Here is a 14,113-nt window from a genome sequence, read left to right on the forward strand (position 1 = left end):
TGGCTCACTCTTTCTTAATTTGCCGTTTTCGCCACACTTCTAGCAGCCGTTCGGCCCTTGGAATACAGTGACGCACCCGCAGCATTTTGCTGTGACGCCGGCTTTGTCTTTAATTCCACCTATAAAAAATCGCCTTGAGGCGAACAGGAGACGCTTTGCCTTTTTTCGGAGGTTACATGCATCGGCTATCACTCAGATCGTTAAAGGCTGTTCTCTTCAGCCTCGCCGTCATTCTGTTAACCATCGGCGGCACCCCCGTCAGCCACGCTCAAACCTTTCGAGGAGGCATCTCCGGCACCGTCACGGACGTAACAGGGGCATCTATCGCCTCAGCAACTGTTACTGCAGTCGACACTGAGACCAATGTGTCTTACAAGACCGTATCTTCCAGTACTGGAGAGTTCAACTTCACGAACCTACCCTTAGGCAGCTACACCGTCACGATCGGTTTCACCGGATTCTCGACCGCTAAATACGACAAGGTTCAAGTGGCAGCCGGCTCGAACTACACCCTCACCGCAAAGCTCAACCTGTCTTCGACAGATCAGACGGTGGAGATCACAGCTGCCGCATTAACGCTCGACACTGTCTCCGATGTGCAGGCTACTGTGTTGCCAGAGGTAGTGGTACAGAATATTCCGAACAGCGGCCGTGACTTCACCCAGATGGTCGCTCAGACCACTGGATTCGCTGGCTACTCCACAGGTGGCGGTGGCGGCGTCGCCAGCGTCAATGGAACCAGAACCAACGCCGTGAACTGGCAGATCGAAGGAACCGATAACAACGACTTCTGGTGGAATATACCCGCCGTCAACCAGGGTGGAGTCTCTGCCATCGCCGGCGTAGTCTTTCCCATCGATGCCATCGAGAGCTTCAACTTTGTGACGACTGGATCAACTACTCTCGGGCGAAATCCTGGTGGCACATCGAACCTCGTCGTCAAATCTGGAACTAACGGCCTCCATGGGACGGCTTACTACTCAAACCATAACGAGTTCTTTGAACGTCAAAATCCTTTCCGCGACTCTAAACCGGCGTCCAGACTCCAGGACTACGGTTTTTCAGTCGGTGCACCAATCATCAAAGACAAATTCTTTTTCTTCTTAGCCGGCGAGCATCAGAACTTTCTCATCGGAGCACTCAGCCAGGCCACAGAACCCTCGGCCGCATATCAGGCTGCTGCATACGATGTGCTCGACTACTACGGCGTACCACATAGCACTGTGGCCGCAAATCTGCTGAATGGAAACGGCACTCTTCCGGGCCTCTGGCCAGCCGCAGCACTCACGGGCCCTGCCACATCGAACAATTACCAGGCCACTGGCAACTTGACCGGCCACAGCTTCAACGGACTCATCAAACTAGACTACAAACTGAGCGACAAAGACCATATCTCTGCCCGATGGTTTGTCGCGCAGGGTACGCAGACCGCTCCCACTAGCTCGACACTGACGCCATACTTCGAAAACGCACCTATCCACGTTCAAAACTATTCCATCATCTACAACCGCATCATTACCCCATTCATGGCCAATCAACTCAGTGCCGGCGTCAGCTACTTCAATCAGGTCTTCAGCGACTCTGATACAGGGTTTGATCCCGTAGGCCTCGGGCTTAACACAGGTGTTACCGATCCATCTCTCCCCGGTTCGCCACACCTGATCATCGGCGCAGCTAGCAGTGGTTCTGGGCTCACGGGCAGCAATACAGGGTTCGATCCTCTCGGCCCTACCGCCCCATCAGGAAGGAACGACATCACCGGACAGCTTGACGATGATCTCACCTGGACGAAGGGTGCTCACCAAATCCACTTCGGTGGCGAATTCCGTATGGCTCAGGTGGACGACTTCTATCAGACAGGCCAGCGCGGAACAGTCTACTTTGATGGTTCTCAGGGAATCTGGAATTCGAATAATCAGACGCCGGATGCCACCATAAAACCGTGCATGACGTTAGCGACAAAAAACCAGGCTTTGCCATCGCCGAATCAAGACACCAACGTCCTCGGTTTAGCCGACTTCCTGGCTGGCTGCATTAATCCCTCCGCATCGAGTATCGTGCTTGGTAATCCGAAGCGGCAGGTATTCGGAAACAACTGGGCTCTCTATGCTCAGGACGGCTTCCAGATCAACAGGCGCTTGAACCTCAACTACGGTCTGCGCTACGACTATGCAGGACCGGTACACTCGGACTATCCGAACCTCTCCATCTTCGATCCGACGAGCGCATCCGGCCTTGCAGTCGCTGGCCAGAACGTCTCAAACATCTATCAAGGCTTCAAAGGGGCTTTGAGCCCACGCGTCGGATTCTCCTGGCAAATCGATAACACAGGAGATACGGTTCTGCGCGGAGGCTATGGATATTACTACGACACCGTCTACATCAAATCCATCCTCCAGAACAATGGTCTGCAAAATATCTCAGTCTTCGGACCTGGCCTCAACCCGGCAGGCAGCGACCTTGTCGTGAATGCCCAGGGTCTTCAACAGGTAATTCAGCCTGGAGTCGATATCTACCCAACCATCGCTGCGGCAAGCCAGAGCCCCGCACCCGGCAGCCAGAGCATATCGACCTTCGACAAGAACTTCAGACCATCCGCTACCCAGCTTTGGAACCTGAACCTTCAGCACAGCATCACCAACTCAGTCATCTGGCAGATTGGTTATGTCGGCTCAAAGGGCACCCATCTGATGGGTGTGTTCGACATCAATTCAGCCTCACCCAACACATCGGGATCGCCTGACACCACGACTCGCCCCTACTACACGCAGTTTCCAGCCTTCGGCGTCATCGATGAGGCCCGCAGCAATCTGGGCTCTATTTATCATTCGCTTCAAACCACTTTGCAGGTCCAGAACTGGCATGGCCTCACATCGCAGCTGAACTATACATGGTCCCATGCGCTTGACTATGAGACCGGTCTTCTCCCCTACCTCCCACAAAATCCCTATGACGAGAGAGCAGAGTACGGCAACTCAGACTACGACGTCCGCAACACCTTTACCGGATACTTCAACTACAACATTCCAGTGTTCCGTGGACCGGAGCGGCTCACCCACGGTTGGCAACTCACCTCGGGATTCTCATTCCACGGTGGAACGCCATACACCGTCGTAGCCACCAAGAACGTAAGCGGCAACGGGGACAGCGCGGACCGCGCGGTCCAGGTTCTCGCAAACCCAAACAGCGTATCTCACGCGATTATTAACGGCTCAGTTCAATGGTTCAGCTCTTCGCAAAATCCAAACGACCCCAACCAGGCGGATGCGTTCGTCGATCCAGCTGCCGGAACCTACTCTCCAACCCGCCGTGGACAGAACTCTAATCCCGGCTATGAAGACTTCGACCTTGCTGCGATCAAGACGACCGCAATCACGGAAAGGGTCAAGATTCAGTTCAAGGCCAACATGTACAACCTCTTCAACCACACCAATCTGGCTCCCGTCGGATTTCCCTCAACCGGCCAGGGCGGAACGATCGGCTCCACCATCGGACCATACCTCGGCAACCCAACTATCGGCCCGGGCGAGCCCTTCAACACTGAGTTCGCCCTTAAAGTGCTCTTTTAAAAAAAGGGACACAATCCACAAGATGCCCCATCCGTAGTGTGGATGGGGCATCTTTTTGTCGTGCGACCAGGAATAGACGGCGGACATTTCTGTGCCAGCAGTAAAGAACGTCAGAAACGCCTGCAAAAACGCTTGTCAAGCCCAATAACGTCAAAACCCGCGCCAAACAAGGAGAATCACGTGGCGTATGAGTTATAGCCGCTTCTCTATAATTGAATATAGATAGCGAAAAGAAAGCCTGCGCATTGCGAGTCTCCCTTTGTCCTGGCTATCTCCTTTAGATGGACGTATTTACCTGTAACCATTTTGGAATGACTATTTTACACAGGTAACTTTTCGCATGCTATTGAAAATAAACACGTTACGTATACCAACCGGGGGGTGGGTATTCACTGAGCCGAGATTCTTTAGACCCATATAGAGGGTTGTCAGGGGTGATAGCCCAACACAAAATAGCCGCAGCCGATGACCCGACGACCGTTCATCGTTTCTTGTAAAACTGTTGAAAGTCAGTCTCCGCAAGAGACGAGGCATAGACCACCGAGCCGGGAATGCTCAACTCAACTTCGGTTCCTGCCTCTAGTTCACTCCAGACGACAAGCCTCCCTCCGATTCGTTTGGCGCGCTCCCGCATACCGGCCATGCCCCAATGGCCGGCGAGGCCGCCCTGAGCCAGAACCTTCGGGTCAATGCCCTTTCCATCATCCCTGATTCGCACCCGAAGCGATCTTTTTCCGTACGCAATCTCTGCTTCCACGCTCTTCGCCTCTCCATGCCTGTAAGAGTTTCTCAGAGCCTCCCGAACAATATGATAGATATCGTCGCGACAGATCGGGTCGAGTGGTTTTGCTGTACCTTCCACCACAACCGAGAGCGCCGCCGGATCTCCTTTACCGCTATAGTTAGCCCGCAACTCATCACCAAGCGCACCGATCGCGTGAGCGAGATCATCATCAACAACAGTGGAAGACCGTATGTCGTATATCGCATTTCGCCCCTCTACCATGGCCTGATCTGCACTTTCGAGAGCCGTATCAAGCTTCTCGCTCGCCTCCGCAGGACGTGATTGAAGCAGATCGCGGGCCGTTTGAAAATGAAGAATCAATCCTTGAAAAGTCTGCAGCAGTGTGTCGTGTAACTCCCGGGCAATTCGTGTTCGTTCCGACAGACGTTCAGTGAACTGCATGTGCAAGCGATCCGTCATTTGTCCAACATGCCACTGGTAAGCCGCCCAGGCGAGAGATCCCGCGATCGCCGCACACAACAGAAGAAACCACTTTGTCTGATAGAACTCTGGAACAATCGTGAGCTGCACTGAAGGTCCGTTGTAGTTCCACAGACCGTCGCTGTTACAGGCGATAACGCGGAACCGATAAGATCCGGGGCTGAGATTTGTGTAGACGGCCTCTTGCGTGGCGACTGGTTCACTCCACGCTCGATCGAAACCATCGAGGCGATAGCGATATCGAACTCGCTCCGGTATCGAAAGACTCAACCCCGCGAAGCTGAATGTGGTGCGCTGACGAATAGATGGGATGTGAATGGGTTCTCCGAGATCGCTCTGAATCCCATCTGCCGAAATCCCATCAATCTTTACAAGTACGGGGGCTACGTTATTCGTAGCTCGAATCGGATCCACAACCGATAGACCATGATTCATAGAGAACCAGATTCTTCCGAGAGGGTCTGCAATCACAGATCGATGCCGTTTTACGCCTTCTATTCCATTCAATCCGTCGGCAAGCCCGTACTCTCGCACGTCCTCGCTCCCGAGAGTCGCACCCAGAATCCTGTCGCGTTTTACCCTCAGCACGTGGCTTGAAGTCGCTATCCACAGCCAGCCGTTTCGATCCTCTGCAATCCCCAGAATCTGCTCGTGGAGTGGTCCTGGCATTTTGGCAGGAATATGGACGCCGGTTGAGTCGAGGAACGCCAGACCGGCCGCAGTACCAATCCAAAGTACGTGAACCGAATCCTCAAGGAGACAATTAACTTCCGCAGAAGGCAGACCGTCGTGGGCTGCGTACACTCTCCATTGGCCATGAGAAAACTTATTTAACCCATTTGGAGTTGCAAACCACATCGTCCCGTCAAAACCCTCTACGATCGATGCAACGGTATTGGACGACATGCCCTGCGCAGTCGTGTAGGTGGTGAATCGTCCATTCCTTAACTCACTCACTCCGCCGCTGAGAGTTCCAGCCCAGACTGTTCCATCGCGACTCTGATGAACCGCGTACACGCTGTCCTGCGTCAGTCCATCCAGATGGGTGTACGTCTTGATGGTGATGCCGCCATCGGCAGACAGCAGGTTGGTCAGGCCACCCTGCTGTCTGCCGATCCACAGACCGCTCGCGTTGCCGTCGATGGAATACACGACATCTCGATCGAGACCCGCGTCGGTGATGCTTCCAACTCTCTCCCCTTTGAGCCAGTGCAGTCCGCCATCGAGTGGAGCAAACCAGGTGCGTTCTTCAGAGTCAACGTACACCGGACCATTGCTCTCCGACGGCAAGCCTTTTGACACTGTGTACGTGACAAATGGACTATCCCTGAGGCGCTCAATTTTCGCTGCAGTCCCAATCCACAGATTCCCCTCTCTATCTTCAAAAAGAGAGGTAACTGCGAGGTTGGGTTGCGACGTCGTTTCATCCGCGAAAGAGATACCCTTAACATTGGACCTGAAAAGCCCTCGGGAGGTGCCTAGCCAGGTGTTCGAATCGCGATCACGTGCCAACGAAAGAATCCGCATGTGGTTGAGAACTGACGGAAAACTAACGCGAGTAAGTTCCGACCCGTTCCAACGCAACACACCGTCGTCGGTACCAATCCATACCTCTCCATTTTCTACAGGCAGAAGGCAGTTGATCTTTCCACTACTCCATCGCTTCACAGTGCTTACGATCTGTCCGTCTTTCAAATAGAACAGACCTTTATCTCGCGTACCCAGCCAAAGTCTCCCATCGCTCGATTCTGCCATTGCAATGACTGCGGAATTGGGTTCCGCAATTCGATGTGGGACTACCCCCGTAGCCCAACTGAGACGAGTAGACAGGTTGTCGAGAGGGCCGGCCGTTATGAACTCGGGCGAGTTTGTCGGTGCCGTCGACGGAGTGAGTGTCTCAAACTTTCCTGCATGGTAGGCCAAAGTCCCGAGAGCAAAAGACGAGAAAAGAACGGTGCCATCTTTCCTCTTTCCGATGGAAGTAATCCCATGCTCCGCTTCATCGCGGCCGAGTTCAAATTTTCCGTCGTGGTAACGCAGAATCGTAGTGTTCTTCAGAAGGATCCAAAGATTGGATTGAGCATCCCCAATGAGTTCCTGGACCGGGCCGATTGGAATGTTTATAGGTGTGGCCTGCTGAAAAAGACGGAAGTTCAATCCGTCGAAACGAATCAGGCCCTTCTCTGTCCCGATCCACAGATACCCATCCGGGGTCTGCGCGATGGAGGTTACGGTCCCGCCGCTGAACCCCTTTTCACTTCCCCACGACTCACGCACGTACTGCGAAATCATTCGGTTCGGATCGATCGCATATGCGTAATCGAAGCACAGTGCGGCAAGTCCGGCCAGTACACTCAGGACAAGCCAGTGCCTCTTCATACGTCCTTCACGGAAGGTACTCGAATTTTTCAATAACAATTTCGCTATCTTTCTGCATAGGAGATGTGCCACTGGCAACGTCATACAATCCCAGCAACAGTCTCTCCTGGCCTGGTGAAGGTACCCCCGATGTGAAGATGTGTTCAGAAACCACGGATGCTTTGGCGTTGGCGGAGCTTCCGCGAACGGTTCGAAAGGTTACGCGCCCCGGCTCCCAATGAAACGAGTGAGTGAGAGTCCCCGGAGGCGCCGTGAAGGGAGCTACATTCCCGGGAATGTAAAAAGGTTGAACGCCATATTGCGCATTGTGCTTACTCGCGGCATCGCCCCACTGGCTGATCTCGACGTCCAACTCGCGGTAGTTCTGGTCCCCTCCCCACTGGTCGAACGTATTGAGACTCAGCACCGCCGCAGGCTCCAGATGCGAACTGTCACGCACCGTCATCGCGTAGGTTCCATAGCCAAGACTGCGCCCCAACACCACTTCCGCGCAGGACCACCGATCACCCTTTTTCTTCATGCGGATATGCAGAGCACCGCTTTGATCGACCCATGCATTGTCGCCGTCATAGAGATGGTTCAGTCCGCCTCGATCGGCTGCGATGGTCCGAACGTCCCAGTCGTATCCGCTGAACTTCACCGGAACCGTGGGCGCCAGCTGGGGGGTGCCGGTGCCTTTGACGATCTGCACAACCGCGATTGCACCACTCGCAACGGGCGCCAGGTCCAGCGTCGGCAGCGGATGATATCCCGGATCCACCAATAAGGCGGCATACTCGAACCCCAGATGCGTTGAGGTGCTCCAGCTGGAATCAGCTTTGATCGGTATGAAAGGCTGATCAGGCCAGGGTTGGACCCACCACGGACCGCTCCTGGCATAGACGACGATGCGCTGATCGGGTCGCGCTCCGACGACACGACCTGCGATGGTATCGACCTTCTCACGACCGCCCTGAGCTGCAGGAGGAATTTTTGTGAATTCGATCGACGGCCGCACGTTTTGCGTTGTCGGACGACAGCCGGCCAGGGAAAAAAGAAGAGCGACAAGACACGCGGCGCGCACAGTCCTATCGAGGAACGCTGTCTGTTGCCTGATCCAGCGCCGGCCGCCATGTGGAGGCGAAGATTGAAGGCCTGCCTCGAACGCTATCAGATCACACTGAAACACAGGGACCCCCAAAGACCATTTCAAAGTCTATTCTTAGCTCCGACGCGGTCTCTTGTTGACACTCACGCCTCCCTTGAAAACTCGGCCGATGGATATCAGGGGAACTCTTATGGGAATATAGCACCGCGATTGGGGCCTCTACCGTGCAACCAGTCGCCGAGCCGCCGAGAAGTGCGTTGGCGTGGACGCGAATAACCCACCCTTTGCGATGAGGCTGCAAAGGATGGGCCACCCGGTGAAGTGATCTCATCATCTTTCGTCAGGCTTCGTCTTTTACGGCCAGATCGAGGCCGGATTTGGTGCGGGAGAGGGCGCGGATGACAGAGGTGGCGGAGGGTTCGATGGTGATGGAGCGGGCGTTGGTGGAGGCGAGCTGGAGGCCGTAGAGAAGGACGGCGGCGCGTTTGGAGTCGATGCGGTTGCGGGCGAGAGCGGCGATAAGGAGGGAGATGGAGACCTGGATGGATTCGACGTCTTCGAGTGGCGGCAGATCGAGTTCGAGTGGTGCGGATTCGGGCAGGAATTGGTGTGTTCCGGTTGCAGCGGACGTGGGGTTCGGCTGGTTTTCGAGCAGGACGGGCGCGTTTTCGGCCAGATTTTTGTGGCGGCGGTGCAGGCGTGAGTGGAAGTAACAGAAGGCGGATTGGCCGAGCGATGGGGATTTGCAGCGGCGTCCGTTGGTCTTGATGTGGCGGCAGATGGCGGTTTGCATTTTTCTGGCTCCTTTGGATACTGGTACCCCCTCCCCCCTTCGGGGGTATTTTGGGGGGAAGTGAAATGGATGCAGTAGTTTAGCGGCAAGTGGTGCCGGTAAAATATTGCATCCATGTGGGTTACGGCTAAAATACTTGTTTTGTGCGAGTTGAGGCTGCTTCTGCTCCTTCGATTGCCTTTGGCTCAGACAAAACGGCATACCCCAGGGGCTAAAGCCCCGCGTACTCCTCAGCTTGAGATGCCCAAGGCTGAAGCCTTGGGTTACCTAGATGCTCGTGCGCAGAAGCATGGTGCTTGGGTTCCTGGATGCTCGTGCGCAGAAGCATGGTGCTTGGGTTCCTGGATGCTCGTGCACTGACGTTTGTTTAGGCGCAGCTGGATGCGCTGGACACTGAGGGGTAGGAGCTCGGAGGTGTGAAGTTTGGTGTGCATCATCGTGGTGCTTGTGTCCCTATCATGGTGTTTATCGTGGTGTTTGTTGTCGGTTAAATGCGAAGGGCTGCCGCAGCTTTCGCCGCAGGCAGCCCTTGTTTGATCTCTTATTTAATTGTAGCGGATTGGATATAACTCATACGCCAAGTTTGGTGAAGCTTTTTTGGATTATTTTAAGACGGTCTAAAGGGGCTGCCGGAAGAGTGAGTTAGTTCGTATACATGACATTCGCGGTTCGCGCCTTCGTGCGAATGCCCACATCTCAGAATCGAGATATGGGACACACGAGTTGGATGCGTTTCGTCGGGCAGGCCTCAGCAATCTTACGTTCTGGCTTATTGGAGATTTAAATGCGGTTCGCGTGGGCGCGAATAACCCACCCTTTGCGATGAGACTGCAAAGGATGGGCCACCCGGCAATGTTCCACTGCGGCCGATGGGCCCCTGTGCCGACTGGCTGCCCGATTTTTTATAAGAACGTTCCGGTTGTCGGACGCTTGGTTGCGCGGTAGAGGAGACCTGCGGCACCGGTGGCGAAGAGGAGCAGAGCGCTGGGTTCGGGAACCGTGGGCGGTGTCGACTCCGGGGTGATGGTCAAGGTGTAGTTCACGTTCGGGAACGCTTGAAACTGGTGAAGGTCAAATGTTCCGGTAAGGAAAGTGGGCGTGTATGCGGAGCCGGAGTAAAGGAGTTCGCCGACGAGAGTCAGGGCTCCGCCGCTTGTGAACAGTTGGATTCCGGGCCCGACGAAGAAGATGTTGCCGGAAAGGAACTCCATGCTACTGGAAGAAGTGACGCCGTTGAAGGTGGCCAGAGGCGCGGGGATTGGCGAGAAGCCTCCGATAACACCACCAGCACCGGTGCTGACAAAGACGTCTGTAGGGGACGCTGGAAGAGAGAAGGTGATGGTGTTGCCGTTGCCGGTGATGAGGAAGTCATCGACTGCGTCGGCGTGGGCGGCTAGAGGAAGGATGAAGGCAGAAGCAAGAAGTGCAAGAGTGAAGAGAGGTTTGCTCACAGAGGGCCCCTTCGGGAAGTTTTTGATGGCAACAAGGGTGCGCTCGCACGGGTAGATGCGTCAAGGGAATTCGGAACAGAACGCTTAGTTTGCAGCTTGTTGGAGGCTCATGCGGCTCGCACGTGCCCGCGAATAACCCACCCGGCAGCCTTGGAAAGGCAACACGGCTTTCGCAATTCGGCAGGATTTTGTTGAGTGGATGAATAGTTTGAAGGTCGGGAGTTCGTTTTGGGCGCCGAAGGGATAACGCCGATGTGGGCGCTGTCATCGTATCGGGTTAAGAGCTGATGCTCTTAGAAAAGGTAGTGGACACACAATGGCTAAACAAGCGCACATGGATGCAGCAAAGCACCATACCGAAGCAGCAAGTCACCATACCAACGCAGCCGCAAAGCACGATACGGGCAACGTCGATGAGGCTCACGAACACTCCACGAAAGCCCACGAGTCATCGACGGCGGCGCACGGCAAGTCGACCGAAGCTCACGGCAAGTCGGCGGCAGCGAGCAAGAAGTAGTTAGAACGGATCGGAGGGGGTCGCGGTGTTTCCGCGGCCTCTTCGCATTTAACCCGCATGGGCGGCCAACTTCACACGGCGAAAGCGTCTCTCACTAAGTGATTCGCAAGTGGCTCGAGTGCCGGGAATCATAGATCGACACAGGAGAGTGATATGCCACTTAAGGATGTTTTGCTGGATGAGCTGCGCGATATGTACAGCGCTGAGAATCAGTTGGTGAAGGCCCTGCCGAAGCTTGCAAAGGGCGCGAAGGATGCAAAGCTGAAGGAACTATTTACTGCGCATCTGGAAGAGACCAAAGGACAGGTGGAACGGTTGAAGGAGGTCTTCGGACATCTGGGCGAGAAGCCGACCGGAGAGCACTGCAATGGAATGGAAGGCGTTATCGAAGAAGGCAAGGATGCGCTGGAGAAAGATGAAGAGGGCGCGTCGTTCGATTCAGGATTGATTGGCGCGGCGTTGCGGACGGAGCACTATGAGATTGCGGGCTACCAGGCGTCGATCTCGATGGCGAAGACGCTCGGCATGCAGGATGTAATCGATCTGCTAACGCAAAATCTGAATGAGGAGCTAGCGGCGGCGGCGAAGATTTCTGCGGCGGCAGGTCCGATCTTTATGAAGAGCTCCGAAGAGCCAGAGCAGAAGAAGAAGCCTATGTCTGCGAAGGAGAAGACTTCAGCACAGAAGAGCCGCGACGATGAGAAGGCGGCTGCTCCTGGGTTGAAGAAGCGCGCTTCTTAGTTTTCAATTATTGGGTGATGGAGAAGAGCCTCGCGGTTGCGAGGCTCTTTGTTGTTGGAGATATTTTTAGTTGGTGGAGCAGGTGTGGGCGTTGGGGTCGCTCATGGATGGGGGTGGGGTGGTGGTGCCCCAGGTGGAGGGTGCGGAGCCCATTGTTAGGACCAGTGTTGCTCCGTCTTTGATCTGGTCGTGGCGGAACCAGGCGTTGGGGAGATCGACTCCGTTGAGCGTGGCCGACTGGACGTAGCGGTTGAGGCCGTTGGGGTCGAGGTTCTTTGCGATGATGCGGAGCTTTTTGCCGTTGGCGAGAGCGAGTGAGGCGTCGGGGATGCTGGGGGTGCTGATGAGGTAGACGTCCTGGCCGGCGACGGGAAAGAGGCCGAGGGTGGAGAAGATGAGCCAGCTGGACATGGCGCCGGAGTCGTCGTTGCCGGGGATGCCGGCGCGGGTGTCCATGAAGGCTTTTTCGAGGAGGAGATGGACGATGTCGGCGGTCTTGTCTGGGCGGCCTGCGTAGTTGTAGAGGACGGGGATGAGGAAGCCGGGCTCGTTGGTGACGTCGAAGTGGCGACGACCGAAGATCCAGTCGAGGCGGCGGACGAAGGTCTCGTTGCCGCCGGCCATGTCGATGAGGCGGCGCATGTCTTGCGGGGCGTAGATGGAGTAGGTCCAGATGTCGCCCTCGTAGAAGAAGTCGGGCCAGGTGCCGCGGACGACGAGGTAGGGCGCGGCCCAGGTGCCGTCGGGGTTGCGGGGACGGAGGAAGCCGTGGAAGCCTTCGGCGGTCATGTCCTTGTCCCAGAGGTGCTCGAAGTTGTGGGTGCGGCTGGCGTAGAGGGCGGCTTCTTTTTGATGGCCGAGGCCGCAGGCTACTTCGGAGATGGCGAAGTCGTCGTAACTGTACTCGGCGATGCGTGAGCCGGAGCGCTCGTCGGCGAGGGTGATGTAGCCTTTTTCGTTATAGTCTTTGAGGCCGCCGCGACCTTCTTTCTGTGCGTTGGCGGGAGGGACTTCGGCGTCGTGGACCATGGCGGCGAAGGCGGTCTCGTAGTCTATGCCTTTGAGGCCCTTGAGGTACGCGTCCGCTACTACTACGTTGGCGTTGGAGCCGCCCTGGGTGCGGCCGTTGTCGTTGCCGCTGCGGGCGTCGGGCATGTAGCCGGTGTGACGGTAGATGTCGATGAGGGAGCGGATGATGTCGCGCTGGCGGTCGGGGGAGATGAGGGTGAGGAGCGGGCTGGAGCTGCGGTAGGTGTCCCAGATGGCGTAGTAGTCGTCGTAGTAGGGCTCGGTGGATTGCCAGTCGGGATTTTCGCCGGTGCGGTCGGTAGGCATGAGCATGATGTGGTACATCGCGGTGTAGAGCTGACGACGCTGGGAGTCAGTTTCGCCGGTGAGGTTGAGCTTGGCTAGCTCGGTGTTCCACAATGCTGTCGCGGCGGAGTGGGTGGCGGCGAAGTTCCAGGTGGGGATCTCTTGTTGGACGTTTTGTTTTGCCTGGTCGGCGCTGATGAAGGAGATGCCTACTTTTGCCTGGATGATTTGATTGGCGTGAGTGGTGAAGTTGAAGGTCGCGCCGATCGGGATCGCTGTATCTACTGTTGCGTCTTTGGCGGAGCTGAAGGTTGTGCCTGTCCAGGTTTGTGTGGTGGTTGCTGGCGTGTCGAGGACCATGTAGTAGTAGACCTTGTACTCGCCGCCTTTGTTCCAGCCGCCGGTGAAGCGGGCGATGCCCTGCGCTTCGTGATTGCTGGTGAGGTGGATCTCTGCGCCGAGGAAGCGCTGGGACTCGGAGCCGGGGCCGAGGTCGAGTGCGTGGGCTACGTTGATGGTGAGGTGGGATTGCTGTGATGCGGGGAAGGTGTAGCGATGGAAGCCGACGCGACGGCTGCTGGTTAGTTCAGCTTTGATTTTGTAACGGTCGAGGTTCGCGGCGTAGTAGCCGACCTGATTGACCTCGTTCGAGCGCGGAGTTTTGATGTCGTCGAGGTCGAGGGGGCCGGTGACGGGTGCGACGAGGATGTTGCCGTATTTGCCCTGCGCGCCGCTGAGGTGGAGGTGCGAGAAGCCGAGGATGACTCCGTTGCTGGAGTAGCCGAAGCCGGAGCGGCGGCCGTCGAAGGTCTCCATGTCGGGACCGAGTTTGACGAGGCCGTAGGGGATGGCTGAGCCGACGAAGGTGTTGCCGCCCCAATCGACGCCGATGAAGGGGTCGACGTTGTGGGTGTAGTCGTGTGGGGATGTGGCGGCGGCTTTTTGCGCGAGGATTGGTGTTGCTAGCAGCAGTGCGCTGAGGGAGAGGCGGATTGAACGCTTGATGATGGAGTGCACTGCTGCTTGCATGAGGATTG

8 protein-coding genes are annotated in these 14,113 nt (G+C 56.0%); 3 read left to right on the forward strand and 5 right to left on the reverse strand.

Features of this window, described 5'->3' with window-relative positions:
* The first annotated feature begins 176 nt into the window (after positions 1 to 176).
* Positions 177 to 3,569: a TonB-dependent receptor domain-containing protein gene (locus tag RBB82_RS05960; protein WP_433974194.1), complete on the forward strand. Its 3,393-nt coding sequence runs from the start codon at positions 177 to 179 to the stop codon at positions 3,567 to 3,569.
* A gap of 481 nt (positions 3,570 to 4,050) precedes the next feature.
* Here the strand turns inward: RBB82_RS05960 and RBB82_RS05965 are convergent, their stop codons facing one another.
* The 4 genes from RBB82_RS05965 to RBB82_RS05980 form a co-directional block, all read right to left on the reverse strand.
* Entirely contained in the window at positions 4,051 to 7,173 is a 3,123-nt protein-coding gene (locus RBB82_RS05965) for a sensor histidine kinase (RefSeq protein ID WP_433974195.1), read from the reverse strand.
* A gap of 7 nt (positions 7,174 to 7,180) precedes the next feature.
* Entirely contained in the window at positions 7,181 to 8,170 is a 990-nt protein-coding gene (locus RBB82_RS05970) for a glycoside hydrolase family 16 protein (RefSeq protein ID WP_433974196.1), read from the reverse strand.
* A 430-nt stretch (positions 8,171 to 8,600) separates the two neighbouring features.
* On the reverse strand, positions 8,601 to 9,053 hold the full coding sequence (locus RBB82_RS05975; protein WP_433974197.1) for a hypothetical protein: 453 nt from the start codon (positions 9,051 to 9,053) through the stop codon (positions 8,601 to 8,603).
* A 902-nt stretch (positions 9,054 to 9,955) separates the two neighbouring features.
* Entirely contained in the window at positions 9,956 to 10,504 is a 549-nt protein-coding gene (locus RBB82_RS05980; RefSeq protein ID WP_433974198.1) for a PEP-CTERM sorting domain-containing protein, read from the reverse strand.
* A gap of 316 nt (positions 10,505 to 10,820) precedes the next feature.
* On the opposite strand from RBB82_RS05980, the gene RBB82_RS05985 reads away from it, so the two are divergent.
* Positions 10,821 to 11,021 carry a hypothetical protein gene (locus RBB82_RS05985; RefSeq protein WP_433974199.1) on the forward strand — a complete coding sequence of 67 codons (201 nt, stop codon included), beginning with the start codon at positions 10,821 to 10,823 and terminating at the stop codon, positions 11,019 to 11,021.
* A gap of 153 nt (positions 11,022 to 11,174) precedes the next feature.
* On the forward strand, positions 11,175 to 11,762 hold the full coding sequence (locus RBB82_RS05990; protein WP_433974200.1) for a ferritin-like domain-containing protein: 588 nt from the start codon (positions 11,175 to 11,177) through the stop codon (positions 11,760 to 11,762).
* Positions 11,763 to 11,828: 66 nt separating this feature from the next.
* Here the strand turns inward: RBB82_RS05990 and RBB82_RS05995 are convergent, their stop codons facing one another.
* Positions 11,829 to 14,105, reverse strand: a complete 2,277-nt coding sequence (locus tag RBB82_RS05995; RefSeq protein ID WP_433974201.1) for a GH92 family glycosyl hydrolase — start codon at positions 14,103 to 14,105, stop codon at positions 11,829 to 11,831.
* Between the last annotated feature and the right edge of the window lie 8 nt (positions 14,106 to 14,113).

This window comes from Tunturiibacter lichenicola, from assembly GCF_051013355.1.
GTDB lineage: Bacteria > Acidobacteriota > Terriglobia > Terriglobales > Acidobacteriaceae > Edaphobacter > Edaphobacter lichenicola_F.